Origin of the sequence: Aliiroseovarius sediminis (genome assembly GCF_022678485.1) — a bacterium.
GTDB classification, from domain to species: domain Bacteria; phylum Pseudomonadota; class Alphaproteobacteria; order Rhodobacterales; family Rhodobacteraceae; genus Aliiroseovarius; species Aliiroseovarius sediminis.
Genome location: NZ_JALBYP010000025.1, coordinates 153708 through 180052, shown reverse-complemented (window position 1 = coordinate 180052; position 26345 = coordinate 153708). Strand labels below are relative to the sequence as shown.

The following is a 26345-nucleotide window of genomic DNA, read 5'->3' as shown; positions in this document are numbered from 1 at the left end:
CGTTGTCGGATACCACCATGCAAGGATAGCCCCGCATCTCGGCAATCCGATCCAGCTCCCTGGCGACACGGATGCCCGACAGCGACGTGTCGACCACCGAGGCCAGGCATTCCCGACTGAAGTCGTCGATCACGTTCAGGATACGGAACCTGCGCCCCTCGGAGAGCGTGTCGGAGACGAAGTCGAGCGACCACCGCTGGTTCAGCCACTGCGGGATTGCCATAGGTGCTCTGGTCCCAATCGCCCGCTTGCGTCCGCCCCGTTTACGCACTGTTAACCCTTCTTCGCGGTAGATCCGATAGAGCTTCTTCCAGTTCAGCTCCCAGCCCTCTCGTTTCAGCAGGATGTGCAGGCGCCGATAGCCGAACCGACGACGCTCAGCCGACAGTTCCCGCAGCCGCGCCCGCAGCGCCTTGTCCTCCGACAGCTTCGGTTGCCGCCGATATACACGCGGATCAATCCCAGCCAGGGCGCAGGCCCGCCGTTGGGTATAGCTCTTCTCCTTCATGGCCCAGTCCACGGCACGTCGCCTCGAACCGGGCCTCAGAAGTTTTTTCCCAGCATCTCCTTCAACGTCGCCACGTCGAGCATCTGCTCGGCAAGCATCTTCTTGAGCTTGGCGTTCTCGGCCTCCAGCATCTTCAGCCGCCGGGCGTCAGACACTTCCATGCCGCCATACTTCGAGCGCCACTTGTAAAACGTGGCGTCGCTGATCCCGTGCTTGCGGCACAGCTCCTTCGCACCAAGACCAGCTTGGTGCTCCTTCAATATGCCAATGATCTGCTCTTCGCTGAAACGGCTTCTCTTCATCGTCTGTCTCCTCAGTTGGAGAACAGGCTAACCTCAAAGCGAGGACTTTTCAGGGGAGCAGGTCAAATAACACCAGCCGCTCAATTGACGATCCGTATTCAACGAACTTATTTAGATATCCAAAAGCATTTGGTTGTCCGTTGTTTTCAAAGTGGCGCAAAGCAATCAAGCAATTATGGTATTGTGAACTAACTTCGGATTTGCCCCACTTCTTTTCGCAATGTTCTACAGCCCCTTCGGGTCCCTCTTTCCCATCGGGATTCTCTTGCAGGGCACATCTCATTGAGAACACGCGCAACAACCCTCCAGCGCTAAGGGGAACATGTGCGAAATCTTCACCATTTTTTATCAAACCAGACTGCGATCGGCCAAACTGCCCAACTAGGTGCCCAATGGTTGTCGACTTTCCAGTTTCACTTTCACCAACGATAACCCAAAATCGTAATGCCATTAACACCTCCTTCGAATAACCATAAGTATCTGCTATTACCTCGTGTAGAACAAAGTCAATTTATGCAGGGTTCCCAATGACCCCCGACCAAATTATCGCTCACCTCAACCTGTCCCCACACCCGGAAGGCGGGCATTATCGTCAGACTTGGGTGGACGCGGACAGCGATGGGCGCCCTGCGGGCACCTGCATTTATTTCCTGCTGAAAAAGGATGAACGCAGCCATTGGCACAAGGTCGATGCGACCGAGATCTGGCTGTACCACGCGGGCGCGCCGCTGGTGTTGTCGATGGCCGAGGGGAATACGGGGCCTGCGACGGACCATGTGCTTGGCCCTGACCTTGCGGCAGGGCAATCGCCGCAATTGATCGTGCCCAAGGACTATTGGCAGGCCGCACGCACAACCGGAGCCTACACGCTGGTCAGTTGCGCGGTTTCGCCGGGCTTCCAGTTCGAAGGCTTCACCCTTGCGCCCGGCGGGTTCGACATTCCGCGCGGCTAAGCTGCCCGTCAGCCCCCAAGCAGCAGCGCCGAGATCGGGGCCAACGCGACCGATTTCGCGCGGTTGCCCAAGCTCCATTCGATCAGGGCCTGCAGGGTCTCGACGCGCGCCTGTCCCAGCATGATCACCCCGTCCTCTTGCCCGGCCTTGAAGGCGGCGTTGTCCAGGAACCGGCCGATAACCTTGGCATCCTGCCCGTCCCCGTCCAACTCGCGAAAGACGACACCAGACGCGACGCCGGTTTTCAGCGCGGTCTTGTGGCCGGTGTTCAGCCCCTGAGGCTGCGACACCAGACCATGCCCGCTGGCGACCAATATCTCGGACACCTGAGCGGCAAGCTGGCTGTCGCCTTGAAACCCGCTGCCGTCATCCATGAACACGGCGACCGCCTTGTCCAGAAGCGGGGTCTGGGCTTGAAAAATCACTTCGGCGTCCGTGGGGGTGGCCCCCTCGGGCAACGTGGGCGCTATGATTACCTCGGCCCCTGCGTTGCGATAAAAAGCGATGGCACGGGCGGCGTCGTCGGCGCGGGCATCCACGATGAAGCTGACCGGGAACGGCAAGTTATTCAGATCGCCAAGCGCCTCGCGGCCAGCCCCTTGATCGACCAGTACCACTGACATCAGCGGACGGCCTTCAGGGTTGTCGAATGGGGTGGCGTTTTGGTCGATTGCCAGGGGCGGCATGTCGGTCAGGACGGAGCCTTGATCCGGCCCGGACTCGTCAGTGGTTGAAGGAGCCGTAATGGTGGGCAGGCGGTTCGTCGTCACCCCCTCGGCGCGATCACCGATCGGGGCGACAGGATCGCTCTTGATCTGAGGCGTATCGGCTGTATCAGGCATGGGTTCAGATGTGTCAGGTGCGGTGGCCTCGTCCTGCTGAGGGGTTTCAGTCACAAGGGTTTCAGTCACAGGGGCTTCGGCATCTGTATCGGCGGCAGCAGCGCCTTTTTCATCAGACACAGGCGCGTCTTCAACCGGAGCCTCAGCGGGCGCGGTCCCTTGACTCTGTGAGGTATCATCTGACGTCGGGCCTGTCTCTGGCTCTTGCAGGTCCGGGGCAGGCTCATCTGCAACGGGCTGGTCGGGCGCCGGGGGGGCTGCCTGCTCTGGCGGCTCGGCGATCTGAAGGTCTGTGGGCGCATCGGGCGCGCTGATCGCGTCGGGCGCCGTATCGGGGGCCTGCGGCGCTTCGGACTGGGCGGGCTCGTCTGTATCCGCCACGGGGGCGGTCACTGGCGCGTCTTGCGTGTCGGGCGACACCGCGGCTGCGTCCGCATCCGTCGCAAGATCCGCGTCCACTGCCGCCGGCGCAAACCGATCCCGGTTCACCGGCGACAACTGCAACGACACTGCCGCCAACGCAAGGGCCGACACGACCGATCCCCAAAACACACCTGACAGAAAGCCCTTTGGCATGGCTGTCTCTCCTCGTAACCTCGTCTGAATATACGCGCGGCTCTTGACCGTCGGCGCCTGCGTGGACCATGTATAGCCCGACAATCGCAGCGCGTAACCCCTGCGATGACATTCTAGGTGAAAGGCCGCACAATGATCCTGCTGATCGATAATTATGACAGCTTCACCTACAATCTGGTGCATTATTTCGGTGAATTGGGCGCGGATGTGGTCGTCAAACGCAATGACGCGCTGGATGTGCAACAGGCGATGGGCATGGGCGCAGATGGAATCGTTCTGTCCCCCGGCCCCTGCGATCCGGCCCAGGCGGGGATCTGTCTGCCTCTGACACTGGCCGCCGCCGAAGCGGGCGTGCCGCTGTTCGGGGTCTGCCTTGGCCATCAGGCCATTGGCGAGGCCTTCGGCGGCAAGGTCGTCCGTGCGCCCGAGATCGTTCATGGCAAGATTGCCGAGGTAAAGCATGACGGTCAGGGCGTGTTCGCAGGCCTGCCATCGCCCCTTCTTGCGACGCGCTATCATTCGCTGGTGGTTGATCGCGACACCCTGCCTGACTGCCTTGAAATCACGGCCGAGCTGGACAATGGCCTGATCATGGGCCTGCGCCACAAGACGCTTGAGGTCGAAGGCGTCCAATTCCATCCCGAAAGCATCCGGTCCGAGCACGGCCATAAGATGCTTGAAAACTTCCTGAACAGAACAAAGGTCCCGGCATGAGCGACACAATGAAACCCTTGATCTATGCCGCAACCGAAGGGCCGCTTAGCCGTGCTCAGGCCGAGATGGCCTTTGAGGAACTGTTCGACGGGCGGGCAACCGCAGCGCAGACTGGCGCACTTCTGGCCGCCATGCGCGCCCGTGGGGAAAGCGTCGCAGAATACGCCGCCGCTGCCGCCGTGATGCGCGCCAAATGCGCCAAGGTCAGCGCGCCCGAGGGTGCGATGGACATCGTGGGCACAGGTGGCGACGGGATGGGGACGCTGAACATCTCGACCGCCGCAGCGTTTGTGGTGGCGGGCGCAGGCGTGACCGTCGCCAAGCACGGCAACCGCAACCTGTCGTCGAAATCTGGCGCAGCAGACGCGCTGACCGAAATGGGCGTCAACGTCATGGTCACCGCGGAGATCGCCGAACGCGCAATCAACGAGGTGGGCGTGGGCTTCATGATGGCGCCCATGCACCATCCCGCCATGAAGCATGTGATGCCGGTGCGTCAGGAACTGGGCTGCAAGACAATCTTCAACATCCTTGGTCCGCTGACCAACCCCGCAGGCGTCAAACGCCAGTTGACCGGCGCTTTTGCCGCCGACTTAATTTTCCCGATGGCCGAGACCTTGCAGGCGCTGGGGTCCGAAAAAGCTTGGCTGGTGCACGGGGCGGACGGGATGGACGAAATCTCGATCACCGGAACCACGTCGGTGGCAGCACTTGAGGATGGCAAGATCCATGCCCGCGAGATCCACCCCGAAGATGCCGGATTGCCCGTGCACCGGCTGGCCACGATCCTTGGCGGCGAGCCATCCGAGAATGCAGTGGCCTTCCGCGCGCTTTTGGCGGGCGAGCCGTCAGCCTTCCGCGATGCTGTGCTTCTGAATGCCGCGGCGGCGCTGGTGGTGGCGGACAAGGCGCACGATCTGAAAGAGGGCGTCGCGCTGGCCGCCGAAAGCATCGACAGCGGCGCGGCGAAGGCAAAGATCGACGCGCTGGCAAAGCTGACGTCGAGCGCCTGATCATCGCAACGCCAGCTTCACCTTGCCCAGCCAACCCAGAGGGAATAGACCACGCCCATGAGCACCGTTCTAGACAAGATCAAAGCCTACAAGCTAGTTGAGGTCGCCGCGCGCAAAGCCGCCCGTCCGTTGTCCGAGGTTGAGGCCGCCGCGCGTGACGCATCGCCGACACGGGGCTTCGCACAATCCTTAATCAAGGCCGCCCAGACAGGCTATGGCCTGATCGCCGAGGTCAAGAAGGCTAGCCCATCGAAGGGGTTGATCCGCGCGGATTTCGACCCGCCCGCGATTGCCCGCGCCTATGAGGCTGGCGGTGCGACATGCTTATCGGTGCTGACCGACACGCCGTCCTTTCAGGGGGCCGATGAATTTCTGGTCGCTGCGCGCGAAGCGGTTCGCCTGCCCGCCCTGCGCAAGGACTTCATGTATGACACCTATCAGGTGGCCGAGGCGCGCGCGCTAGGCGCCGATTGCATCCTGATCATCATGGCTTCGGTCGAGGACGCGCAGGCGCAAGAACTTGAGGACGCAGCCTTTTCCTGGGGCATGGACGTGTTGATCGAGGTGCATGACAAAGACGAACTGCACCGTGCGCTGGCGTTGAAATCCCCACTTCTGGGGGTGAACAACCGCAACCTCAAGACGTTCGAGACGACGCTGGACACCACCCGCCAACTGTCGAAACTGGTCCCGTCTGAGCGCCATCTGGTCTGTGAAAGCGGGCTGTCGACGCCACGGGATCTGGCCGATATGGCCGCCCATGGCGCGCGGTCGTTCCTGATCGGCGAAAGCCTGATGCGTCAGGATGATGTCGAAGCCGCTACTCGCAACCTACTAGCCAATCCGGTGCCCGCATGACAGACACATCCTCACCCCTCACCCATTTCGACGCGGACGGACAGGCCCACATGGTCGATGTCTCGGACAAACCCGTGACCGCCCGCGAGGCGCTGGCCGAAGGGTTCGTCAAGATGACGCCGGAAACCTTGGCGCTGATCATGTCCGGCTCGGCCAAGAAAGGCGACGTGTTGGGCGTTGCGCGGCTGGCGGGTATCATGGGGGCCAAGCAGACCTCGGACCTGATCCCGCTGTGTCATCCGCTGCCAATCACCAAAGTCGCGCTGGAGCTTGCCGCACAGCCCGACCTGCCCGGCGTCCACATCACCGCCACCGTTAAGACCGGCGGCCAAACAGGGGTCGAGATGGAGGCACTGACCGCAGTCTCAGTGGCATGTTTGACCGTTTACGACATGCTGAAAGCGGCAGAAAAGTCGATGGAAATCACCGGCATCCGCGTGCTTCGCAAAGAAGGCGGCAAATCCGGAACCTACACATACGATTCCGGAGAAATCTGATGATCACCGTGACTCAGGCGTTGGACGCCGTATTTGATCTGCTGGAACCGTTGAGCACGGAAGATGTCACATTGGCCGAGGCTGCCGGGCGTGTTCTGGCCACCCCCGTCACTGCCACGCGGTTGCAACCGCCTTTTGCTGCGTCCGCAATGGATGGCTATGCGTTGAACGGGGTCGAGGCTGATCCCGAAGCGATGTTCCGGGTGATCGGCGAAAGCGCCGCAGGCCACGGGTTTCAAGGGCGCGTGGGTGCCGGTGAATGCGTGCGAATTTTCACCGGCGCGCCGATGCCTGACGGAGCCGATCGCGTGATCATTCAGGAAGATGTCGACCGCCAAGGCGACCTGATCACGCTCGCTCGCAAGCTGGACAAAGGCCCTTACGTGCGCCCGGCGGGTGCCGATTTTGCCCCCGGCGACACGATCCCCGCGCCGCGTTTGCTGTCGCCCGCCGATCTGGCGCTGGCCGCTGCGATGAACGTGCCGGACCTCACTGTGACACGCAAACCGCAGGTGGCGCTTCTGGCCACGGGGGACGAGCTTGTGATGCCCGGCGAAGCGCCTGGCCCCGACCAGATCATCGCCTCCAATTCATTCGGGCTGAAAGCTTTGATCGAGGCCAATGGCGGCCATGCCCGCATGCTGCCCATCGCGCGCGACAATGCTGAAAGCCTGCGCAAAGCATTCGATTTGGCATCGGACGCCGATCTGATCGTGACGATCGGCGGCGCATCGGTCGGCGATCATGACCTTGTCGGGGTCGTCGCGGCCGAACTGGGGATGGAGCAGAGCTTTTACAAAGTGCTGATGCGCCCCGGCAAGCCTTTGATGGCCGGGCGGATAGGCGAAGCGGCCATGATCGGTTTGCCGGGCAATCCTGTATCATCAATGGTTTGCGGCCACGTGTTTCTGGTCCCTGCCCTGCGCGCCATGCTGGGGCTGGGCGCGGCCCCTGCCCCACGGCGCAGCGCCTCGCTTGGCGCCCCTGTGAAAGCCAACGGGGCACGCGAACATTACATGCGCGCGCGCGTCGACGGCGGGAAGATTACCATATTTGACCGTCAGGACAGCGCGCTTCTGAGCGTTCTGGCGCAAGCCAACGCCCTTGCTGTTCGCCCAGCCGGGGACCCAGCGCGGGACATGGGCGACAGGATCGACTATCTGCCGATCTAAGCCGAGCGACAGTTGCCCGCGCGCACCTGACGTGCGCGGTTGACACAAAAGGGGAACATGGATAGAACATAGACTGAACGCCCCGCAACGAGGGCGATCCCGATCTGTGTCACAACCCACGCAATCGGATCACGACATGACGGAGGTGCGAGAGCATGTTGACACGCAAGCAGTTGGAACTTCTGGACTTCATCCAAAAGCGGATTCAACGGGACGGTGTCCCCCCCTCGTTTGATGAAATGAAAGACGCGCTGAGCCTAAGATCGAAATCTGGCATCCACCGCCTGATCACGGCGCTTGAGGAACGCGGTTTTATCCGCCGCCTCGCCCATCGCGCTCGCGCGATCGAGATTGTCAAACTGCCCGAACCGTTGGAAAACTCCGGTCGCGCCGGGTTCGAGCCGCGCGTGATCGACGGCGACCGCCCCGAAAGCACGCCGCCCAGCGCCATACCGCTGCAAGGTCTGGGCGTCAGCGACCTGCCCCTGATGGGCCGAATTGCCGCTGGTGAACCGATTGAGGCGATCACCGATGGCGCACAACAAGTGTCTGTGCCCGACACGATGCTGGCCACCGACGGGCGCCATTATGCGCTTGAGGTAAAGGGCGATTCAATGATCGACGCGGGCATTAACAACGGCGACGTGGTCGTCATCCGCGAAACCAGTCAGGCCCAGAATGGCGATATCGTCGTGGCACAGGTTGACGGTTACGAGGCAACGTTGAAACGCTTTCGCAAGACCGACGGCATGATCGCGCTGGAAGCGGCCAATCCGGCCTATGAAACTCGGCTGCTACCGGAAGGTCAGGTCAAGGTTCAGGGCAAACTGGTCGGTCTAATCCGCACCTATTGACCCGCGATCGACTGGGCGCAACCGCCCGGAACACGAACCTGAATACAACAAAGGGACGCCGCCATCGCGCGTCCCTTTTACGTGTCGCCCGGTCGCAAGGGTATCAGCCCATCCCCGACAGCTTCTTTTGAAGATCGGCCAGCTGCTTCTTGATCGCGTCCAGCTCTTCCTTCGAACCTGCTTCGGGCTTGTCGCCGTCTTCGTTATCATCCGATCCGGGTGCGGCACCCGGAAGGCTGCTCATCATCGCTTTCATGAACGCCTCTTGCTGCGCCTGCATTGCATCGAAACCGGGCATCTTGGCAAGCGGGTGCCCCATCGCATCAAGGTTGCCCATCACCTTCGACTGCCCGTCTCGCAGCATTTCAAAACTTGCGGCCAGAAACTGCGGCACGATGCTTTGCGCCTGCGTGGTATAGGCGCGCACAAGATCGGTCAGCACATCCACAGGCAGAACACTTTCGCCGCGGCTTTCATGTTCGGCCACGATTTGCAGAAGATATTGCCGCGTCAGATCATCGCCGGATTTCAAGTCGATAATCTGGACTTCACGCCCATCACGAACGAAACCTGCGATGTCGTCCAGCGTGACGTAATCCGATGTCTCGGTATTATAAAGACGCCGGCTTGCATAACGTTTGATCAGCAGCGGTTCTTGTTTCTGTGCCATGGTTCCTCCCGCAACGAATTCAGATGCTGCACTGCAAAACCCTAACAGCGCAGATACCAAAGGCAAGTGTTTTGATCAAACTTCTCGCGGACTGGCGCCGGTATTCGCGCAAGAAAAAAGGGCGAGCACAAGGCTCGCCCTTAAAGATTACATCAGACGGGAGGGGGTCTGACGTAAATCGCTTACTTTGCTGTCGCTTTTTTGGCGGCTTTCTGAACATCGTCAGTCGCTTTTTTGGCAGCGTTCTGGACTTCGTCGCCCATCTCTTTGCCGGCAGCCATCATAAGTTCGACGGTTTCAGCCTGAACTTTTTTCGCAACTTCAGCGAAAGCAGCCATGTTTTCGGCAGCCAGTTCGGCTTGAGCCGAAGCGAAATCGGTCATGGCTTTGCCATAGTCGGCAGCTTCTTCTTTGGCCGTGGCCACATTGCCCATTTTGGTCAACGTTTCTTTGGTCCATTTGGTCGAGATCTCGGTCGATTTGTCAGCAGCTTGCAGCGCGACTTTCGACAGCTTTTCGCCCAGAGCGGCTTGGTTCTTGAACGCGTCTTGAGCGAACGTCATGTCGACCGGCATGTTGCCCATCATGTCTTGGAACATCTTGGTGAAGTCTTGTGTATTGGTCATTGTCATTTCTCCGTTGTTTGGCACCGGGGAGGAGATCGGCACCTGAATTCGTTCTGACAACAATATGTATGCTGCGGCGCAGAAAATCAACCCCTATTTCTGCACTGCAGCATAATTTTGGAAATCTATTCAGGATCAGACGTTTGGCTTCGCCACAACATAAGTTCCCGGCGCGGGTGCCAGCGGCTTATGCGAAGAATCGCCGACTTCCCTAGCGTCAATCTGCTTGCCTGATCGCTTGGCAAGCCATGCGCCCCAGCGCCCCCACCAAGACCCTTCGTTGAAGGTCGCCCCTGCCATCCAGTCGTCTGATGACTCGGGCCAGTCCTCGTTCGTGTAGTGGCCGTATTTCTTTTTCGATGGCGGGTTTACGATCCCCGCGATATGACCGCTTTGCGACACGATGAAGGTCTTGTCCTTCGATCCCATCTTGCGAATTCCGTCATAGGATGCCTTCCACGCCGCAATATGGTCAGTTTCACACGCCACGGCGCACAGGGGGATATCCACATCCTTGATCGACAAGCGTTCGCCAAGCAGATCGAACCCGTCTGTCGCGAAGCTGTTATTCTGACACAGACCGCGCAGATATTCGACCGCCATCTTGGCAGGCAGGTTTGTGCTGTCACCGTTCCAATACAGAAGGTCGAAGGCAGGCGGGGTCTTACCCAGCATATAGCTGTTGATCGCGGGTCCATAGATCAGGTCGCGCGGACGCAGAAACGAAAAGGTGCGCGACATGAAGAAACTGTCGAGATAGCCGTTTTCCGTCACCTCTTCCTCGATCCCGTCAACGAAATCATCGTCCAGAAACACGCCCACCTCGCCCTGATCCGAGAAATCCGTGAGCGTCGTGAAGAAGGTAGCGGAATTGACCGATTTATCCCCGTGCTTTTTCATCAAAGACAGGGTCAGCGACAGCGTGGTGCCCGCGATGCAATATCCCACCACATTCACCTTTTTCTGCTTGGTTATCGCCTTCACCTCGCGCATGGCCGCCAGATACCCATCTTCAATATAGTCGCCCATCCCCACATCCGCATAAGATGCATCGGGATTCACCCAACTGACCACGAACAACGTGTAGCCCTGATCGACGATCCATTTGATCAGGCTGTTTTGCTCTTTCAGGTCAAGAATATAGAACTTGTTGATCCAGGGCGGGAAGATGATCAGGGGCGTTTCATGCACCTTCTCGGTGCTGGGTGCGTATTGGATCAGCTCCATCATCCGGTTGCGAAAGACCACCTGCCCCGGCGTGGTCGCGATGTTTTTGCCCACCTCGAACGCGCTTTCATCGACCAGCTTGACCAGAAGCTCGCCGTCATTGGCCTCAAGGTCCGCGACAAGGTTTTCCAAGCCCTGGACCAGCGACTGCCCTTTGGTTTCCACCGCACGTTCCATCGCGTCGGGGTTGGTCGCCAGAAAGTTCGTCGGACTCATCATGTCCATGATTTGTTGCGTGAAAAACTTCATCCGCTTGGTGCCTTCGTCATCCAGCCCCTCGACGTCCTTCAGCGCGTCCTCCATCGTTTGCGAGGCAATTTGATACTGTTGTTTGACATAGTTGTAATAGGGGTGAGTATCCCAAAGCGGGTTGGAAAAGCGGCGGTCCTTCGGGCCGGGATCTTCGGGGGCCTTGAAGTCGCCCGCGGCCAGCGCTGCCTGCGCCTCTATCGCGTGTTCCAGTGTCTTGCCCCAAAACGACACCTGATGCTCTATCATTTTTGACGGGTTTGCCATCATATCGGCCCAGACCGATCCCGCAGTTTTGACATAGAATTCCTGCCCTGGCGCTTGCAGACTGGGGCGCACGGTTTTGCGATGGGCCATGATGTTCGCCAGCCGCTGCGACAGTTCCTCGATGCGGGCGACATTGTCGTTCAATTCACTCAGGTCTTGGCCTTTATTTTCCTGATCTGTTGTCATGGCATGAATTCCCCCCTATGTTTTCGCAACTGCAGCATAACAAAAACTGCATATAACCAACTATGCGAATGCAGCGCATAAAAATCAAAGGCTAATATCATATGCGCTATATGGCGACCTACGACTTGATGGAGACGATCCGGAACACGAATCAATGGTTAGGTGCCACAGCAGCCGCCATTGGATCGTATCCGGCAACGGCGTTGGTGCCGAACCCGTTTTTCCAAATCATGGCAGCGTGGGGCGAGGTGACAGAACGCAGTTTCGACCGCATGGTTACCAAGCCAGACTGGGACATCGAAAATATTGTAGGCGAAGATGGGCGCGATCATGTTGTGCAGGTCGACGCGCTCGTCGAACGCCCCTTTGGTGATCTGATCCATTTCAAGGTTGTGGGTCGTCCCGAAAAATCGCGGCGTGTGCTTCTGGTAGCCCCTATGTCTGGGCACTATGCTACGCTGCTTCTGTCGACTGTTGTCAGCCTTCTGCCCGATGCCGAAGTTTACATCACCGATTGGCACAACGCGCGCGATATTCCGGTCAGCAAAGGCAAGTTTGATATTGAGGATTACACCCTCTATCTAGTTGATTTCATGCGCCATCTTGGGCCGGATATCAACGTGGTCGCGGTCTGCCAGCCGGCGCCCCTGACGCTGGCCGCCACGGCCTATCTGGCCGAACTTGATCCAGAAGCGCAGCCCCAGACGCTGACGCTGATCGGCGGCCCCATCAACCCTGACGCTGCCGCCACCGATGTGACCGATTTCGGCCGGCGTGTGACGATGGGCCAGTTGGAAGAATTGGCAATCCAACGGGTTGGGTTCAAATACAAAGGCGTCGGACGGATGGTTTATCCCGGCCTTCTGCAACTGGCCGGTTTCATGTCGATGAACGCCGAAAGCCACAGCAAGGCGTTTTCGTCACAAGTCATGCGTGTCGCAAAGGGCGAGGCATCCGACCACGACAAGCACAACCGCTTTTACGATGAATATCTGGCCGTCATGGATATGACCGCCGAGTTTTATCTGAGCACGGTGGAACGCGTCTTCAAAAATAGCGAAATCGCGCAAAACAGTTTCATTGTGAACGGCCACAAGGTTGATATCGCTGCGATTACCGACGTTGCCGTCAAGACGGTCGAAGGCACGCGCGACGACATCACCGCCCCCGGCCAATGTATCGCTGCGCTGGACCTTCTGACCGGCTTGTCCGATGACAAGAAAGCCAGCCATGTCGAAGAAGGTGCGGGCCATTACGGGATCTTTGCCGGCAAAAGCTGGCGCAACAACATCCGCCCGCTGGTGCTGAGTTTCATCGACCAGAACGCCGGGCGCCACGCCGCGCAAGCCGCCAAGAAGCGGAACAAGACTGCGTCTGCGAAAAATGCCAAGCTGAAAGTTGTGAAAGCCGCGGGCGAGTAACTGTCGCTGGTAATTATCAAGAAAGGCGCGCTTTTAGTGCGCCTTTTTTTCTTTTTTATCAGGACGTTGATCAGCGATGTTCAGACGGCATATCAAGCCAAGCACGCATCCCGATATTGACCTGCTGGGGCTGTTCGACAGTAGGTAAATGCCCCGCACCGGGCAGGATGACCAGTTCGGCACCGGGGATCAGCGCAGCCATTGTTTCATGCCGTCTGGGCGGGGTCAGGCCGTCATGGGCTCCGCACAGAACCATTGTCGGAATACGCAGCTTTTGCAGGCTGCGCTGCGCGTCCGGGCGGCGTTGAAGGGCGCGGGACTGGCGCACAAACATCTCGCCCCCCAGTCCATGCGCCATGTCGTTCACCAGGTCCACGACCGCCGCGCGCCCGCAACCCGGTGCCAGATTATCCGGTGCCAGCGCGTCGGCCATCGCCTCGGCCAGTCGCCCAGCGCTGGCACGCACGATTTGCGGCTCACGCCATGTCGCCTGCGCGGGCGTATCGGGCAAGGGCGACGTGGACATAAGCGCCAGCCGCGTCACGCGTTCGGGCGCGCGGCGGGCAATCTCCATCGCCACGATTCCCCCCATGCTGAGCCCGGCCAGCGCAAAGCGCGGTGGGAGTTGGTCAAGGATATGCCCGGCCATGTCGCGGATGGTTTCCCCGTGGATCGGCGGGGCCACGATCACGATGTGATCGCGTGACAGGTCGTCGATTTGCGGGCCGAATACCCGCGCGTCGCACATCATTCCGGGGATCAGAACCACAGGCTCAGACATCGCTCGCTCGTCTCTCTTTTACGTTTCGCGGGACAGTGACGCCTGCCCGAGAGGTACGCAAGCATTTGTCTGAATACCGGCGCATGTCAGCCACGTGCCAGAACGACTTTCACCATCTTCTGAATCGTGCGCAGGCATTCGTCGTCCGAAAACCGGTGATCGGCCCCTTTGACCAGCGTCAGGCGGATGTCGTTGCCTTCGACATGTTCCAGCAGCTTGACGGCTTGTGCTGTCGGCACGGCTGTATCCTCGGTGCCTTGCAGGAACCGCACGGGCATATTCAGCCTCATCGCGCTGCGCAGCACCAGATGGTCGCGCCCGTCTTCGATCAGGCGCTTGGTGATGATGTAATCCTCGTCATATTCAGACGGCAGGGTCACGAAGCCTTCGCGATCAAGTTCGGCCTTCTGGGCTTCCGAAAATCCGGCCCAATAGCCATCCTCGGTAAAATCCGGCGCGGCGGCAATGGTGACAAGACCGACCACCCGACCGGGACGCGCCCGCGCCAAAAGCAGCGCCTGCCAGCCACCCATTGAACTGCCAACAACCAACACGGGACCGTCGATCAACTGATCCACCACGGCCAGCGTGTCTTGGTGCCAGTCGCCGATAGAGCCTTCGGCAAAAGTCCCCGAGCTTTGCCCATGGCCCGAATAATCAAAGCGCAAAAATGCCCGTCCCTCGGCTTTCGCCCAAGCCTCTAGCGCGACGGCCTTTGTCCCCTCCATGTCTGATTTCAGGCCGGACAGAAACAGGATGGTCGGCCCCTGCCCGTCTGTTTTGGCATAAGCGATGCGGCGGCCATTGGCGGTGTTTAGCGATTGGATCTCGGACATGGTTTTTCCCATCTGCTGTGTCGGGCAAACCATACCGGGCATGAAACGCACTGCAATCCCCAACTTGGCGCTCCACCCGTTGACAGCGCGCGGGCAAGGGTCCAAAAGGCCTTGACACATAACCCGCAACCGGGCGTTCCGTGGGCGCCAAAACGACGAGGAGAAGGCCAATGAGCCAGATTTCCCTTACATTTCCTGACGGCAATTCGCGTGACTATGACGCAGGTGTGACCCCTGCCGAGGTTGCCGCCAGCATCTCGAATTCCCTTGCCAAGAAGGCCGTATCGGCAACCGTGGGCGGGGCACATTGGGACTTGCAATGGCCTATCACGGGCGACACGCAGATCGCCATTCACACGATGAAAGACGAAGCTCAGGCTCTTGAGCTGATCCGTCACGACTTTGCTCATGTAATGGCCCGGGCGGTGCAGGAAATCTGGCCCGACGTTAAAGTGACCATCGGCCCGGTTATTGATAACGGCTGGTATTACGACTTTGATCGCGAAGAGCCGTTCACACCCGAAGATCTGGGCGCCATCGAAGCAAAGATGAAAGAGATCATCAACAAGCGCGACCCCGTGACCACCGAAATTTGGGACCGCGACCGTGCCATCAAGTATTACGAGGCCAATAACGAACCCTTCAAGGTCGAATTGATCGAGGCGATCCCCGGCGACGAACCCCTGCGCATGTATTGGCATGGCCACTGGCAAGACCTGTGCCGCGGCCCGCACCTGCAAAACACCGGCCAACTGCCCGCTGACGCGTTTAAACTGATGAGCGTCGCGGGTGCATATTGGCGCGGGGACAGCGACCGATCGATGCTGCAACGCATCTATGGTGTGGGCTTTCAGAACAAAGAGCAGTTGAAAAAACACCTGCATATGCTGGAAGAGGCCGCCAAGCGCGATCACCGCAAACTGGGCCGCGAGATGAACCTGTTTCATATGCAGGAAGAAGCTCCCGGTCAGATCTTTTGGCACCCTAACGGCTGGACGATCTATACGGAGTTGCAGAACTACATGCGCCGCAAACAGCGCGCCGGCGGCTATGTCGAAGTGAACACGCCGCAAGTCGTGGACCGCAAATTGTGGGAGGCCTCGGGCCACTGGGACAAGTATCAAGAGCATATGTTCATTGTCGAAGTAGACGAAGATCATGCCCGCGAGAAAAGCATCAATGCGCTCAAACCCATGAACTGCCCATGCCACGTTCAGGTCTATAACCAAGGGCTAAAAAGCTATCGCGACTTGCCGTTGCGTATGGCTGAATTCGGATCGTGCAACCGCTATGAACCCTCGGGTGCGCTGCATGGCATCATGCGGGTGCGTGGTTTCACCCAAGATGACGCCCATGTGTTCTGCACCGAAGAACAGATTGAAGAGGAATGCGCGCGTTTCATCGACTTTTTGTCGTCGGTCTATAAGGATCTGGGGTTCGAGGAATTCGAGATCATGTTCGCCACCCGCCCCGAAAAACGGGTCGGGACGGAAGAATCGTGGGATCACGTTGAAAACGCCCTGGAAAACGCGATCAAAAAGACCGGGCATGAATATACGCTCGACCCGGGCGAAGGGGCGTTCTACGGACCCAAGCTTGATTTCAAGCTGACCGACGCGATTGGCCGGATCTGGCAATGTGGCACGTTCCAAGTCGATCCAAACCTGCCTGAACGGCTGGACGCGGTTTATATCGGCGAAGATGGCGCGAAACACCGTCCCTATATGCTGCACCGCGCGACGCTGGGATCGTTTGAACGTTTCATCGGCATCATGATCGAAAGCCATGCGGGCAAGCTGCCGTTCTGGCTGGCGCCGCGTCAGGTCGTGGTGGCGTCGATCGTATCGGATGCCGACGACTATGTGCATCAGGTGGTCGCGGCGCTGAAGGCCAAAGGCATCCGGGCCGAGGCTGATATCCGCAACGAGAAGATCAACTACAAGGTGCGCGAACATTCGGTGGGCAAGGTGCCGGTCATCCTGGCCTGCGGCATGAAAGAGGTCGAGGAGGGCACCGTTTCGATACGCCGCTTGGGCGAAAAACACTCGAAAGTTCTGCCCTTGGACGATGTCACAACCACGCTGGCCGTGGAAGCCACACCGCCTGACTTGGCCTGATCGTCGGTTTCAGCCCTTAAACCCCCGCCTTACGCGGGGGTTTTTTAGCTGCCGTCCGTTACCAGTATCGTCGGCAGAAATGCGTGAGTAAATAAGACTATACCGATCTCCGCCTGCGCTAGCCTGCGCCTCCAACCCAAACGTCGCGCGTCGCAGCGTCCCAACCAAGGGTCAGCTGTTCGCCATCCTCGATCACCGGGCGTTTCATCAAGGTTGGACGCTGGGCCAATAACGCAAGCGGATCGCCTGCCCGTTCAGCATCTGACAACCCGCGCCACGTGGTTGAACGCTTGTTCACCAACGCTTCGCCAAATGCCGCATGAAACCGCGCCAAATCCGCCGGGTCCGCCCCGTCTGCGCGCACGTCGATATAGTCGGGGTCAAAACCCGCCCCCTTCAACGCCTTCACCGCCTTGCGGCATGTATCACAGGTCTTCAGCCCCCAAACGCGCATCTTTTCCCCCAATCAAATCTGCCCCATCATCGCCCAATCGGGCGCCAAACGGAAGCGCGCAATACCGTGCAAAAATCCGCGCACCCCGCACGACACTCTTGCATTTGCCCCAAACGCATCCAAATCTGGATGTGTAAGACAGACCTATCTACCGCCTCCTTTCACGTAGTCGGACGATACCTGACTGCACGACGAAGGCCCCGCACATCGCGGTGCCCCTATGAAGGAGAGACGGACATGGCCGACAAACAAACCGGCACCGTAAAATGGTTCAACACCACAAAAGGCTTCGGCTTTATCGCCCCGGAAGGCGGCGGCAACGATGTGTTTGTGCACATCTCGGCGGTTGAGCGGTCGGGGCTGACAGGCCTTGCTGACAACCAAAAAGTCCGCTTTGGCTTGGAAGAGGGCCGCGACGGCCGCTCCTCCGCCGTGGACCTTGAACTGGCCGATTGATCGGTTGGACCTGAGGAAATGAGAGGCCCCGCGGAGTGAAAACTCGGCGGGGTTTTTCTTTGGGGGGAGTGGTTAGGACGCGCAAAAATTGCGTAGGGCAGCGCCTGACCCTGGGTGGGTGCGAAGCGCCCTCCCGTGGGGAGGGTCGGGCGGTGCCCGTGCGCGGCACGGGCAAAGACTAGCCCTCAAGACAATTAATTCTCGTCGTCCAATGCCATTTCAATCGTCGCGCCATATTTGGGCAGCGAACGATCAAGCAAGCGCTCAAATTCCCTTTTGTTTGAAGATGCATCCATCAGAACCATTACTTTTTTCAAGTGGTCTTTTAACTCTGGCAAACCGTAGTCTTCAGTAAAATGCTGATGGTGTTTTCGTCTGCGCGATCCACCTTCGCTCCTAGGATTCACGTCGCGTAGTTTTTGCTTAATGCCGGGTGCCAATCGATCGTAAACAATGTCGTTCACCCAATGCCCAATAAACGCTGGCCGCTTCAAAGCCAAATAACTGTCATAGCCTTTGACTCTAACAAGCTTTTCCCAGAATTCGTCAGGAAAGGTCTTTGACCATGTCCTAGCTTCATCCTTCAAAAACTTATCAAGGATCTTTTGCAGCGCTTTTCGTTCGCGGACTTCTTGGTAACCTGTTGCTTCGTCCACCAATGCAGCTATGCCAACACGAGCGAAACCTCGCACCAGCATTTCAGCATATTGCCCATAGCGTTGTTCTTGCTCAGAAACTAAAGCGCCATCTTTTCGAGCCTCCAATAGCGCGTCACAGACATCTGCCAGGATTTCCGCCCTGTAACCATGAACAGCAATAGGAGTCTTACCCGTAATTTGAGCAGGCTCAGTAAGAGCTATCCTTAAGGAGTTGTTCAAATAAGGACCTAGAGTTGAGCTAGATGAAATTCGCGACACCCCCGGCCCACGGCCCTTCATACCGATAGCCGCGGTTATACTCCGACCTGATATGTATCGCTCTCCATCTGCAGTGACAAAGCAACTCAATTTGACATCGCCGAGCTCTAACTCACCCGAGAATTCTGCTTTCTTTGAGATCATTTCTGACATGACGATTCCTTGCAATACCCGCTTTCGCGGATACATTCTCATGTCCATTAAGTCATGTCAATTGGGGCTGATATCCTTTTCAATGGACATATGAAACTTACCCCTTCAACTCCGCCTCAAACTCACGCCACTCCCCCTTTGACATGCCGGAGTTCTCCTGCGTGACCTCTTCGCCTTTCAGCATGCGGCGCACGCAGTCCATGGCGCGGCCGGACAGGTGGGCGCCGCCCAGACGGTAATCCTCGAACGCGCCATAGGCGGCGGGGACCCAGTCGGCGACGATGTTGCAGATCGCGTCGGCATAGACGCGGATTTCGTATTGGGCGTGGTGGTCGGCGCGCAGGCGCAGGAAGTGGAACAGGTTGTGCAGGTCCACCTTCCAATACCACTGGGTATAGATGTTGGCGGGCAGGTTCATCCGCGCGAGTTCCCGCGCCAGCCCCAATTGACCCTCGTCCGAGATCATCTGTTCATAGTGATCATAGGCGCGGTTGCTGTCGGCCTTCAGGATTTCCAGCACGCGTGCGGCTTCCTCGCCTTCCAGCGCAGCCCCCCTGCCCTGATTATTTACCACCGACTGCGCGGCGACATGTTCGGGCGCGGGAATATAGAATTCGCGGTCCAAGATCGAATAGCGTGCCGAGTATTCGTTCACATTCGCGGTCCGGTGGCGAATCCACTGACGCGCCACGAAGACGGGCAGTTTGACGTGCAGCTTGATCTCGCACATCTCAAACGGGGTCGAATGCCAGTGGCGCATCAGGTAGCGGATCAGGCCTTCGTCGTTCTGCACCGACTTGGTGCCCTTGCCATAACTCACCCGCGCGGCCTGACAAATGGCAGCGTCATCACCCATATAGTCGATCACCCGGACAAAGCCGTGATCCAGCACTTCATGCGCCGTATAAAGGTGCTTTTCCATGCCGGGGCTGACCGCGCGCAGGGTCGGTTGCGGGGTCAAGCGTTGCTCTTCGATTTCGCGGATCTGCTCGGGGCTCAGGGGCATGTCGAATCTCTCGTCTCATGGTTGCCCGGCCACTATATATAGTCGAGCCAGATCGCAAAACAGCAAGATGCCGTAGATCGGGGCTTTAGGCTTTTCCTCGGGGGCTGACCTGATAGGCTGGCGTCGAACTGGACAAGAAAATCGGAGGATATAAATGAAAATCCGTTACCTGCACACGATGGTCCGCGTAAAGAACCTTGAGGAAACCATGCGGTTTTTCGAACTGCTTGGGCTTGAGAAAACCCGCCAGATGGATTCGGACGAGGGCCGTTTCTCGTTGATCTTCATGGCGCCCCCCGGCCAACCGGAATGCCCCGTCGAGCTGACCCATAACTGGGATGGCGATGACGGCTTGCCATCGGATAGCCGCCATTTCGGACATCTGGCCTATGAGGTCGAGAATATTTACGATATGTGTCAGCACCTTATGGACAATGGCGTCACGATCAACCGACCGCCGCGCGATGGACATATGGCCTTCGTGCGTTCGCCCGACAATATCTCGGTCGAGCTGTTGCAGGCGGGCGAGCGGCTGGAGCCGGCCGAGCCTTGGGCCAGCATGGAAAACATCGGTCACTGGTGATGGCGCGGACGCGTCTGCGATGTTTGGCCCTTGCCGCGTTGACCGCGCTGTGGACAGGTGACGCGCTGGGGCAATCCGGCGCGACCTGTCGGCAGGCGCTCGCGCTGGGGCTGGATGTCTCGGGCTCGGTCGATGCGGCGGAATACCGGTTACAACTGGACGGGCTGGCCGCCGCACTTGAGCAACCCGAGGTGCTGCGGGCCCTGGTTGCCCTGCCCGATCGCCCAGTCGCGCTTGCCATTTTTGAATGGAGCGGCCCGGGCCATCAACGGCTGTTGCAGGATTGGGTTCATATTACGGATCGCACTGACGTTTCATCAGTCGCTGATCGCCTGCGCGCGACGCGGCGCATCAAAGCTGACCCGTCGACGGCGTTGGGGGCGGCAATGCTATTTGGCGAACGACTGCTCACACAGCGCGATTGCTGGACGCGGACTCTGGATATCTCGGGCGATGGACCTGCAAATTCCGGCCCGCGTCCGCAGGATGTGCGCCAGTTATCCAACTTTGATCGCATCACGATCAACGGCTTGGTGATCGGCGCAGGCGACGGCGAAACCGATCTGGCGGCTTATTATGAAGAACTTGTCATCCACGGCATTGGCCGGTTCGTCGAACAGGCTGTTGATTTCAAAGATTACGAGAACGCAATGGCCCGCAAGCTGCTGCGCGAGTTAATGGGTGTGGTCGTGTCAGACGCGCGGCCTGACGGCGATCAATAGATATAGCGAATCTGATCGGTCCAATACCGTTCAACCCGCTTTAACGCGCCGTTGATATCTTCGATCCCTGTTGACGACAGCACATCGCGCGATTGTAACCCATCAGCGTGGCGTTCAAACAGCCCGGCCACGGTGTCGCGAATGCTGCGCCCTTTTTCGGTCAGGCGCACCCGCACGCTGCGGCGATCAATGTCGCATCGCTGGTGATGCATATAGCCCATATCCACCAGCTTCTTCAGGTTGTATGACACGTTCGAGCCTTGGTAATAGCCGCGGGTTTTCAGTTCGCCCGCCGTCACCTCGTTATCGCCGATGTTGAACAGAAGCAGCGCCTGAACCGCGTTCACCTCTAACACGCCGACGCGTTCGAATTCATCTTTGATCACGTCAAGCAGCAGCCGATGCAGCCGTTCGACCAATGCCAATGCCTCAAGATACTGATGCACAAATGTTTGATTGTTTGTCTGCCCTACGCGGGAATGCATGCTCATCCGTCTCTCCGACCCAGTTACTACGGTGACTATTGAGGTCGAAAAGAGAACAATCAGTTAAATGCAGTCAGCAGTTGCCAAGAATTTTACTCAAACAGGGACTTGTTATCGTGGCGCGGTCTGCTGGGCGATCCGTTCGATGAGGTCGGCCAGATGCGCGGGCGGCGTCTGCTGCCCTGACACCCATTGATAAAGATCTTGATCGTTTTCACCCAAAAGCGCTTCGTACTGGTCAAGATCTTGATCGTTCATCTCTCCAAGCCGTGCGGTGGCATATCGGCTCAGTATGATGTCCATCTCTTTGATCCCGCGCCGCATGGAGCGCATTGCCAACCGCTTGATCCGGTTCTCGCGCGTTTCACCCGGACGCGCGCCGGGCGTTTCCTTCAGATGGTCCAGAGAAAGCCCGCTCATGTCACCGCCCCTTCAAGCCGCCGCCGCAGTCGCTTTTCCAGCCGCCCAAGCTGGTCGGCTGACCGTGCCATCTGGGCTTTGATGTCCCTGATTTCCAACAGCAAGTCACGCACCTCGGGCATTTCGTCTGATACGGCGGCGGGCTCGCTGACCCCATTTCCTTCGCCCGTTAGCAGCCACCGCAACGAGACATTCAGAAGTCCGGAAAGCATTTGCAGGTGATTGGCGCGCGGCTCGGACAGGTCTTCTTCCCACCCGCGTAGCGTCTTGATCTTGACGCCAATCCGACGCGCCAGTTGGGACTGGTTCAGGCCCACGGCCTCGCGGGCGCCAGCAAGCCGGTCACCGAATGTCGCGGCGTCTTCTGAAAACCAGTCATCGTCCTGTGCGATATCCGAGCCCGTATCAGAGCCGGTATCTTGGGCTTTTTCCTGCACCGTATCGTCCATCTGTGTTTCCTAACTGTTCAGGCGCCTTGCCCGGCGCCGGGTTCAAGCTTGATCGAGGTCGCCCGTGACCCTAAAAGACATAAGGCCAACTTACAAATCGGGGGCGTCATGACTTTCCTATCAGCGACACTTGATCGCGTAAAACCATCACCGACAATCGCTGTGTCGACCTTGGCGGCCGAATTGAAAGCCGCAGGGCGTGACGTGATCGGGCTGGGTGCAGGTGAACCTGATTTCGACACGCCGGACCACATCAAAACGGCGGCGAAGGCAGCGATTGACGCGGGCAAGACGAAATACACCGCACCCGATGGGATGCCAGAGTTGAAACAGGCGATCTGTGACAAGTTCAGACGGGAAAACGGATTGGATTATACGCCCGCCCAGATCTCGGTCGGGACCGGCGGCAAGCAGATCCTCTATAATGCGCTGATGGCCACGTTGAACCCCGGCGACGAGGTGATCATCCCCGCACCCTACTGGGTCAGCTATCCTGACATGGTGCTTCTGGCGGGGGGCGAGCCGGTTGCCGTGGAATGCCCGATCGAGACCGGCTTTCGCATAACACCCGAACAACTGGAAGCCGCGATTACGCCCAAGACAAAATGGCTGATCTTCAACTCGCCCTCGAACCCGACGGGGGCGGGATACACGCGTGATCAGTTGAAGGCGTTGACGGATGTTCTGCTGCGCCATCCCCATGTCTGGGTGATGAGCGACGATATGTACGAGCATCTGGTCTATGACGAGTTCCAGTTCTGCACCCCGGCCCAGATCGAGCCTGACCTGTACAGACGCACCCTAACCTGCAACGGCGTGTCCAAGGCCTATGCGATGACGGGTTGGCGGATTGGGTATGCCGGCGGGCCTGTCGAGTTGATCTCGGCCATGCGCAAGATCCAATCGCAATCGACCTCGAACCCCTGTTCGATCAGCCAATGGGCGGCGGTCGAGGCGCTGAATGGTCCGCAAGACTTCATTGCCGAAAACAACGCGGCTTTCGTGCGCCGCCGTGACCTTGTCGTGCAAATGCTGAACGCTGCCGAGGGACTGGAATGCCCGGTGCCGGACGGCGCGTTTTATGTCTATCCGTCCATCAAGGGCTGCATGGGCAAGACAACGCCCGCAGGCGTGACAATCGACAGTGACGAGGTGTTCGCCAAGGCTTTGCTTGAGGAAAAAGGCGTTGCGGTCGTGTTTGGTTCAGCCTTCGGGCTTAGTCCGAATTTCCGGGTGAGCTATGCGACCTCGGACGAGGCGTTGAACGAGGCTTGCACCCGCATTCAAGAATTTTGCAGAAGCCTTCGATGATACGAAGGCGCGCTCGTTGTGTCGGTGCGCAAGAAGGCCAACAGCCTAAGGAAGGGGTGACCCGCTGGTGACGGCGACTGGCTGTCCAGGGGCAATGCGCGACATACGCGTCCAGAACCGCCAGGACATAAATATCCCCGCGCTGACCAAACCCAGCAACAGGCCGATCCAGACGCCCAGTGCGCCATAGCCCAACGTGATGCCCAGAACGTAAGACATCGTCATGCCGACGCCCCAATAGCTGAGCGAGGCGATGATCATCGGAACGCGCGTATCCTGCACGCCGCGCAACAGCCCCATCGCAATCGCCTGCGCCCCGTCTGCCAACTGGAACAGCGCCGCGACGACCAACAACACGGTGCCCAACGCCACGATCTGGTCGCGTTGCACCTCGTCGGGATGCAGAAACAGCTTTATCATCACGTCGGGTATGCCCAGAAACAGGATAACCGTGACCCCGCCAACCAAAAGCGATGCGAGCGTCACCGCCAACGCCCCTCGGCGCAAGCTGACCTCGTCTTTGCGGCCCAAAGCGCGGCCCGCCCGCACGGTGGCGGTGTTCGACAGGCCCAGATGCACCATGAAAAAGGCCGCAGTGATCTGAAGTGCGATGCCATGCGCGGCCAGTTCAAGCGTGCCGATCAACCCCACCACCACGGTCGATGCCGAAAACATACCGACCTCGGCCAAGGTTGTCAGACCGATGGGAATGCCCAGTTTCAACAGGTGGCCCAGCGCCTCCCAATCCGGCTTCCACAGGCGGCGGAACAGACCGTGTTCGGCGTTCAGCCGCGCGGCGTAAACGATCAGAACCAGCCCCGATGCGATCTGGATGATCACCGATGCGATGGCGGCGCCTTGCAGACCCAGTTCGGGCGCACCCCAATTTCCGAAAATCAGGGCATAGTTGATCACGCCGTTCATCCCCGCCGCCAGCAACGTTGCCCACAGCACAATGCGCGTATGTTCCAGCGCCGCAAGATAGCTTTTCAGCGACATGACCAGCAGCGCAGGTACCAACCCCACACCTGCGATACGCAGGTAATCCTGCGCCATCAGACTTAGTTCCGCATCCTGCCCCATGGCCCGCAGGATCGGCGCCGACATCCACATAAGAGGAAGCGCCGTCAGCGCAAATCCGACCGAGAACCACATCGCCATCCGGGTCAGGCGACGCATCCGCACGTCATCGCCTTCTTCCGACGCTTCGGCAATCATCGGCATCAACGCCCAAGCCGGACCGGATCCCATGATGATAAACAGGAACAAAAAGGTCCCCGCCAGCGTGACAGCGGCCAGTTCCTCGACCCCGTACCAACCCAACATGATCGTGTCGATGATCTGCACGGCGAATTGCGCCAGATGCGACCCGACCAGCGGCAGGCCAAGCACAAGGACCGCGCGCATGTGCTGGGAAAGGGTGAGGCTTTGTATCATCACCCAGACCTAAGCCGGAAATCTGAGGGGGGCAAGCCTTCGCATCGCGGCAGCCTGCGCTTTCTGTTTGCGTTAAACCAGCAGGCCCAGCAGCGCCCGGGATGGCTGGCCTGTGACGGGCATTCCGCGGGCGCGCTGGAAGCCCTCGATTGCGCTCAGGGTCTTTTGGCCAATCACGCCATCGGCCTCGCCAACGTCGAAGCCTTCGCGGGTCAGACCACGTTGCAATGCCTTGCGGTCCTCCAGCGTCAGACCGTATTCGTCCGGGCCAAATGTCCCGCGCAACGCGGGGCGGCCCATCAGGCGATCCGACAAATGCCCAACACCGATGATGTATTTCTGCGCATTGTTGTATCGCCCGATCACGCGATAGTTGTCATAGACCTCGAACACGGGCCCACTGTCACCTGCGGGCTTCACGACCCGGCCACGGCCCGTTGGCGCGCGGCCCGTAATCTCGTCCCCCCAACGTTGTCCGCGATTCCAGCCAGACCGGCTGAGATAAGCCGCAGTCGAGGCCAGCGCGTCCGTCGGATCGTCCGACCAAATGTCACGCCGTCCGTCGCCCCGGTGATCCACGGCATAGGCCAGATACGAGGTCGGAATAAACTGCGTATGGCCCATTGCGCCCGCCCAACTGCCAGTCATACGATCAGCTGACACGTCGCCGCGTTCAAGAATTTTCAGGGCGGCCATCAACTGGCCTTCGAAAAACTTGCCCCGCCGCCCATCGAAGGCCAGCGTGGACAGCGCCGAGATCACGGGCACGTCCCCGCGCCGTTCGCCATAACGGCTTTCCAAGCCCCAGACAGCAACAATCACTTCTTTTTCGACGCCATACTTGGCTTCAAGCTGCGACAGAAGACGCGCGTGTTGGCGCAGCATGTCGCGGCCTTTGGCGATCCGGTCGTCTGATGCGGCGATGGCCATGTAATCCTCGAACGAGCGGACGAACTCGGTCTGATTGCGATCACGCTCAATCACGCCCGGAAGATAGCCCACATTGCGAAACGCGCGGGCGACGGTTGCCTCGCTGATCCCGCGCGCTTTGGCCCGTGACCTCGCACCCAGAATCCAGCGATCAAAGGCGGCGTTGGGCGCGGGTCGCATCCCCGCCCCGGCAACCGGACGCGATGTGCGTCCCGCGCCACAGCCGGCTAGAACCAGACCGGCGATACCGAAACTTATGACACGTCGGGAATATAACATGGGACATCACCTGCTCTTGTTTTCCCGCAAGCTTATCGGGCCTTGATATGAACGCAAGCATCGGTTTTGTGGTC

At 58.9% G+C, this 26345-nt stretch carries 28 protein-coding genes and 1 pseudogene; 13 read left to right on the top strand and 16 right to left on the bottom strand.

Annotated elements, in window-relative coordinates; all coding sequences use genetic code 11:
• Both MN186_RS06495 and MN186_RS06490 read right to left on the bottom strand, forming a co-directional pair.
• Positions 1 to 810, bottom strand: a pseudogene (locus tag MN186_RS06495) (IS3 family transposase); the annotation flags it as partial.
• Between the two features lie 49 nt (positions 811 to 859).
• On the bottom strand, positions 860 to 1261 hold the full coding sequence (locus MN186_RS06490) for a P-loop NTPase family protein (protein WP_242113552.1): 402 nt from the start codon (positions 1259 to 1261) through the stop codon (positions 860 to 862).
• A 76-nt stretch (positions 1262 to 1337) separates the two neighbouring features.
• Here MN186_RS06490 and MN186_RS06485 point away from each other — a divergent pair, with 76 nt between their 5' ends.
• On the top strand, positions 1338 to 1763 hold the full coding sequence (locus tag MN186_RS06485) for a cupin domain-containing protein (protein WP_242113551.1): 426 nt from the start codon (positions 1338 to 1340) through the stop codon (positions 1761 to 1763).
• A gap of 8 nt (positions 1764 to 1771) precedes the next feature.
• Here the strand turns inward: MN186_RS06485 and MN186_RS06480 are convergent, their stop codons facing one another.
• Entirely contained in the window at positions 1772 to 3181 is a 1410-nt protein-coding gene (locus MN186_RS06480; RefSeq protein WP_242113550.1) for a divergent polysaccharide deacetylase family protein, read from the bottom strand.
• A gap of 132 nt (positions 3182 to 3313) precedes the next feature.
• On the opposite strand from MN186_RS06480, the gene MN186_RS06475 reads away from it, so the two are divergent.
• The 6 genes from MN186_RS06475 (at position 3314) to lexA (ending at position 8289) form a co-directional block, all read left to right on the top strand.
• Positions 3314 to 3895, top strand: a complete 582-nt coding sequence (locus MN186_RS06475) for an anthranilate synthase component II (protein WP_242113549.1) — start codon at positions 3314 to 3316, stop codon at positions 3893 to 3895.
• Positions 3892 to 4908, top strand: coding sequence for an anthranilate phosphoribosyltransferase (gene trpD, locus MN186_RS06470; protein WP_242113548.1), 1017 nt, complete (start codon positions 3892 to 3894; stop codon positions 4906 to 4908). Before MN186_RS06475 ends, trpD begins: the two co-directional genes overlap by 4 nt.
• 57 nt (positions 4909 to 4965) lie before the next feature.
• Complete coding sequence (gene trpC, locus MN186_RS06465) at positions 4966 to 5766, top strand: indole-3-glycerol phosphate synthase TrpC (RefSeq protein ID WP_242113547.1); 801 nt, start codon at positions 4966 to 4968, stop codon at positions 5764 to 5766.
• A complete protein-coding gene (gene moaC / locus MN186_RS06460) occupies positions 5763 to 6263 on the top strand; it encodes a cyclic pyranopterin monophosphate synthase MoaC (protein ID WP_242113546.1) in 501 nt (166 codons plus the stop codon). The genes trpC and moaC overlap by 4 nt, the downstream gene beginning before the upstream one ends.
• Positions 6263 to 7435 (top strand): molybdopterin molybdotransferase MoeA, encoded by a 1173-nt coding sequence (locus tag MN186_RS06455; protein ID WP_242113545.1) that lies wholly within the window; start codon positions 6263 to 6265, stop codon positions 7433 to 7435. The genes moaC and MN186_RS06455 overlap by 1 nt, the downstream gene beginning before the upstream one ends.
• 155 nt (positions 7436 to 7590) lie before the next feature.
• A complete protein-coding gene (gene lexA, locus MN186_RS06450) occupies positions 7591 to 8289 on the top strand; it encodes a transcriptional repressor LexA (RefSeq protein WP_242113544.1) in 699 nt (232 codons plus the stop codon).
• A gap of 103 nt (positions 8290 to 8392) precedes the next feature.
• Here the strand turns inward: lexA and phaR are convergent, their stop codons facing one another.
• The 3 genes from phaR to MN186_RS06435 all read right to left on the bottom strand — a co-directional run bounded on the left by phaR (position 8393) and on the right by MN186_RS06435 (position 11514).
• Complete coding sequence (gene phaR, locus MN186_RS06445) at positions 8393 to 8959, bottom strand: polyhydroxyalkanoate synthesis repressor PhaR (protein ID WP_242113543.1); 567 nt, start codon at positions 8957 to 8959, stop codon at positions 8393 to 8395.
• 182 nt (positions 8960 to 9141) lie between these two features.
• Entirely contained in the window at positions 9142 to 9585 is a 444-nt protein-coding gene (locus tag MN186_RS06440; RefSeq protein ID WP_242113542.1) for a Phasin, read from the bottom strand.
• A gap of 135 nt (positions 9586 to 9720) precedes the next feature.
• Positions 9721 to 11514, bottom strand: coding sequence for a PHA/PHB synthase family protein (locus tag MN186_RS06435; RefSeq protein WP_242113541.1), 1794 nt, complete (start codon positions 11512 to 11514; stop codon positions 9721 to 9723).
• Positions 11515 to 11615: 101 nt separating this feature from the next.
• Between MN186_RS06435 and phaZ the strand changes: the two genes are divergently transcribed.
• Positions 11616 to 12935, top strand: a complete 1320-nt coding sequence (phaZ, locus tag MN186_RS06430; RefSeq protein WP_242113540.1) for a polyhydroxyalkanoate depolymerase — start codon at positions 11616 to 11618, stop codon at positions 12933 to 12935.
• Positions 12936 to 13005: 70 nt separating this feature from the next.
• Here the strand turns inward: phaZ and MN186_RS06425 are convergent, their stop codons facing one another.
• On the bottom strand, positions 13006 to 13716 hold the full coding sequence (locus tag MN186_RS06425; protein WP_242113539.1) for an alpha/beta fold hydrolase: 711 nt from the start codon (positions 13714 to 13716) through the stop codon (positions 13006 to 13008).
• 86 nt (positions 13717 to 13802) lie between these two features.
• The gene (locus MN186_RS06420) at positions 13803 to 14552 is read right to left on the bottom strand and encodes an alpha/beta fold hydrolase (protein ID WP_242113538.1); all 750 of its coding nucleotides are present in this window, start codon (positions 14550 to 14552) and stop codon (positions 13803 to 13805) included.
• A gap of 170 nt (positions 14553 to 14722) precedes the next feature.
• Between MN186_RS06420 and thrS the strand changes: the two genes are divergently transcribed.
• The gene (gene thrS / locus MN186_RS06415) at positions 14723 to 16669 is read left to right on the top strand and encodes a threonine--tRNA ligase (RefSeq protein WP_242113537.1); all 1947 of its coding nucleotides are present in this window, start codon (positions 14723 to 14725) and stop codon (positions 16667 to 16669) included.
• A gap of 118 nt (positions 16670 to 16787) precedes the next feature.
• On the opposite strand, the gene MN186_RS06410 is transcribed toward thrS, so the two are convergent.
• Positions 16788 to 17123: an arsenate reductase family protein gene (locus MN186_RS06410; RefSeq protein ID WP_242113563.1), complete on the bottom strand. Its 336-nt coding sequence runs from the start codon at positions 17121 to 17123 to the stop codon at positions 16788 to 16790.
• Between the two features lie 237 nt (positions 17124 to 17360).
• Between MN186_RS06410 and MN186_RS06405 the strand changes: the two genes are divergently transcribed.
• On the top strand, positions 17361 to 17579 hold the full coding sequence (locus MN186_RS06405) for a cold-shock protein (protein ID WP_242113536.1): 219 nt from the start codon (positions 17361 to 17363) through the stop codon (positions 17577 to 17579).
• A 194-nt stretch (positions 17580 to 17773) separates the two neighbouring features.
• Here MN186_RS06405 and MN186_RS06400 read toward each other — a convergent pair whose 3' ends face one another.
• A complete protein-coding gene (locus MN186_RS06400) occupies positions 17774 to 18649 on the bottom strand; it encodes a P63C domain-containing protein (protein WP_242113535.1) in 876 nt (291 codons plus the stop codon).
• 97 nt (positions 18650 to 18746) lie between these two features.
• Positions 18747 to 19655: an FAD-dependent thymidylate synthase gene (gene thyX / locus MN186_RS06395; RefSeq protein WP_242113534.1), complete on the bottom strand. Its 909-nt coding sequence runs from the start codon at positions 19653 to 19655 to the stop codon at positions 18747 to 18749.
• 154 nt (positions 19656 to 19809) lie between these two features.
• Between thyX and MN186_RS06390 the strand changes: the two genes are divergently transcribed.
• Together MN186_RS06390 and MN186_RS06385 are read left to right on the top strand one after the other, a co-directional pair.
• Entirely contained in the window at positions 19810 to 20238 is a 429-nt protein-coding gene (locus tag MN186_RS06390) for a VOC family protein (protein ID WP_242113533.1), read from the top strand.
• On the top strand, positions 20238 to 20960 hold the full coding sequence (locus MN186_RS06385; protein ID WP_242113532.1) for a DUF1194 domain-containing protein: 723 nt from the start codon (positions 20238 to 20240) through the stop codon (positions 20958 to 20960). Before MN186_RS06390 ends, MN186_RS06385 begins: the two co-directional genes overlap by 1 nt.
• On the opposite strand, the gene MN186_RS06380 is transcribed toward MN186_RS06385, so the two are convergent.
• The 3 genes from MN186_RS06380 to MN186_RS06370 form a co-directional block, all read right to left on the bottom strand.
• Positions 20954 to 21451 (bottom strand): MarR family winged helix-turn-helix transcriptional regulator, encoded by a 498-nt coding sequence (locus MN186_RS06380; RefSeq protein WP_420838905.1) that lies wholly within the window; start codon positions 21449 to 21451, stop codon positions 20954 to 20956. The two genes, MN186_RS06385 and MN186_RS06380, sit on opposite strands and share 7 nt — an antisense overlap.
• 105 nt (positions 21452 to 21556) lie before the next feature.
• On the bottom strand, positions 21557 to 21865 hold the full coding sequence (locus MN186_RS06375) for a succinate dehydrogenase assembly factor 2 (protein ID WP_242113531.1): 309 nt from the start codon (positions 21863 to 21865) through the stop codon (positions 21557 to 21559).
• Complete coding sequence (locus MN186_RS06370; RefSeq protein WP_242113530.1) at positions 21862 to 22314, bottom strand: helix-turn-helix domain-containing protein; 453 nt, start codon at positions 22312 to 22314, stop codon at positions 21862 to 21864. Before MN186_RS06370 ends, MN186_RS06375 begins: the two co-directional genes overlap by 4 nt.
• 108 nt (positions 22315 to 22422) lie before the next feature.
• Between MN186_RS06370 and MN186_RS06365 the strand changes: the two genes are divergently transcribed.
• Positions 22423 to 23625: a pyridoxal phosphate-dependent aminotransferase gene (locus MN186_RS06365; protein ID WP_242113529.1), complete on the top strand. Its 1203-nt coding sequence runs from the start codon at positions 22423 to 22425 to the stop codon at positions 23623 to 23625.
• Positions 23626 to 23670: 45 nt separating this feature from the next.
• Here MN186_RS06365 and MN186_RS06360 read toward each other — a convergent pair whose 3' ends face one another.
• Together MN186_RS06360 and MN186_RS06355 are read right to left on the bottom strand one after the other, a co-directional pair.
• Positions 23671 to 25062 carry an MATE family efflux transporter gene (locus MN186_RS06360; protein ID WP_242113528.1) on the bottom strand — a complete coding sequence of 464 codons (1392 nt, stop codon included), beginning with the start codon at positions 25060 to 25062 and terminating at the stop codon, positions 23671 to 23673.
• A 72-nt stretch (positions 25063 to 25134) separates the two neighbouring features.
• Positions 25135 to 26271: a lytic murein transglycosylase gene (locus tag MN186_RS06355; RefSeq protein ID WP_242113527.1), complete on the bottom strand. Its 1137-nt coding sequence runs from the start codon at positions 26269 to 26271 to the stop codon at positions 25135 to 25137.
• Positions 26272 to 26345: the final 74 nt, after the last annotated feature.

Bases quoted from the DNA above. Each gene is read 5' to 3' on its own strand.
- MN186_RS06490 (WP_242113552.1), bottom strand. From the start codon at position 1,261: ATGGCATTACGATTTTGGGTTATCGTTGGTGAAAGTGAAACTGGAAAG.
- MN186_RS06485 (WP_242113551.1), top strand. From the start codon at position 1,338: ATGACCCCCGACCAAATTATCGCTCACCTCAACCTGTCCCCACACCCG.
- MN186_RS06480 (WP_242113550.1), bottom strand. From the start codon at position 3,181: ATGCCAAAGGGCTTTCTGTCAGGTGTGTTTTGGGGATCGGTCGTGTCG.
- MN186_RS06475 (WP_242113549.1), top strand. From the start codon at position 3,314: ATGATCCTGCTGATCGATAATTATGACAGCTTCACCTACAATCTGGTG.
- trpD (WP_242113548.1), top strand. From the start codon at position 3,892: ATGAGCGACACAATGAAACCCTTGATCTATGCCGCAACCGAAGGGCCG.
- trpC (WP_242113547.1), top strand. From the start codon at position 4,966: ATGAGCACCGTTCTAGACAAGATCAAAGCCTACAAGCTAGTTGAGGTC.
- moaC (WP_242113546.1), top strand. From the start codon at position 5,763: ATGACAGACACATCCTCACCCCTCACCCATTTCGACGCGGACGGACAG.
- MN186_RS06455 (WP_242113545.1), top strand. From the start codon at position 6,263: ATGATCACCGTGACTCAGGCGTTGGACGCCGTATTTGATCTGCTGGAA.
- lexA (WP_242113544.1), top strand. From the start codon at position 7,591: ATGTTGACACGCAAGCAGTTGGAACTTCTGGACTTCATCCAAAAGCGG.
- phaR (WP_242113543.1), bottom strand. From the start codon at position 8,959: ATGGCACAGAAACAAGAACCGCTGCTGATCAAACGTTATGCAAGCCGG.
- MN186_RS06440 (WP_242113542.1), bottom strand. From the start codon at position 9,585: ATGACCAATACACAAGACTTCACCAAGATGTTCCAAGACATGATGGGC.
- MN186_RS06435 (WP_242113541.1), bottom strand. From the start codon at position 11,514: ATGACAACAGATCAGGAAAATAAAGGCCAAGACCTGAGTGAATTGAAC.
- phaZ (WP_242113540.1), top strand. From the start codon at position 11,616: ATGCGCTATATGGCGACCTACGACTTGATGGAGACGATCCGGAACACG.
- MN186_RS06425 (WP_242113539.1), bottom strand. From the start codon at position 13,716: ATGTCTGAGCCTGTGGTTCTGATCCCCGGAATGATGTGCGACGCGCGG.
- MN186_RS06420 (WP_242113538.1), bottom strand. From the start codon at position 14,552: ATGTCCGAGATCCAATCGCTAAACACCGCCAATGGCCGCCGCATCGCT.
- thrS (WP_242113537.1), top strand. From the start codon at position 14,723: ATGAGCCAGATTTCCCTTACATTTCCTGACGGCAATTCGCGTGACTAT.
- MN186_RS06410 (WP_242113563.1), bottom strand. From the start codon at position 17,123: ATGCGCGTTTGGGGGCTGAAGACCTGTGATACATGCCGCAAGGCGGTG.
- MN186_RS06405 (WP_242113536.1), top strand. From the start codon at position 17,361: ATGGCCGACAAACAAACCGGCACCGTAAAATGGTTCAACACCACAAAA.
- MN186_RS06400 (WP_242113535.1), bottom strand. From the start codon at position 18,649: ATGTCAGAAATGATCTCAAAGAAAGCAGAATTCTCGGGTGAGTTAGAG.
- thyX (WP_242113534.1), bottom strand. From the start codon at position 19,655: ATGCCCCTGAGCCCCGAGCAGATCCGCGAAATCGAAGAGCAACGCTTG.
- MN186_RS06390 (WP_242113533.1), top strand. From the start codon at position 19,810: ATGAAAATCCGTTACCTGCACACGATGGTCCGCGTAAAGAACCTTGAG.
- MN186_RS06385 (WP_242113532.1), top strand. From the start codon at position 20,238: ATGGCGCGGACGCGTCTGCGATGTTTGGCCCTTGCCGCGTTGACCGCG.
- MN186_RS06380 (WP_420838905.1), bottom strand. From the start codon at position 21,451: ATGAGCATGCATTCCCGCGTAGGGCAGACAAACAATCAAACATTTGTG.
- MN186_RS06375 (WP_242113531.1), bottom strand. From the start codon at position 21,865: ATGAGCGGGCTTTCTCTGGACCATCTGAAGGAAACGCCCGGCGCGCGT.
- MN186_RS06370 (WP_242113530.1), bottom strand. From the start codon at position 22,314: ATGGACGATACGGTGCAGGAAAAAGCCCAAGATACCGGCTCTGATACG.
- MN186_RS06365 (WP_242113529.1), top strand. From the start codon at position 22,423: ATGACTTTCCTATCAGCGACACTTGATCGCGTAAAACCATCACCGACA.
- MN186_RS06360 (WP_242113528.1), bottom strand. From the start codon at position 25,062: ATGATACAAAGCCTCACCCTTTCCCAGCACATGCGCGCGGTCCTTGTG.
- MN186_RS06355 (WP_242113527.1), bottom strand. From the start codon at position 26,271: ATGTTATATTCCCGACGTGTCATAAGTTTCGGTATCGCCGGTCTGGTT.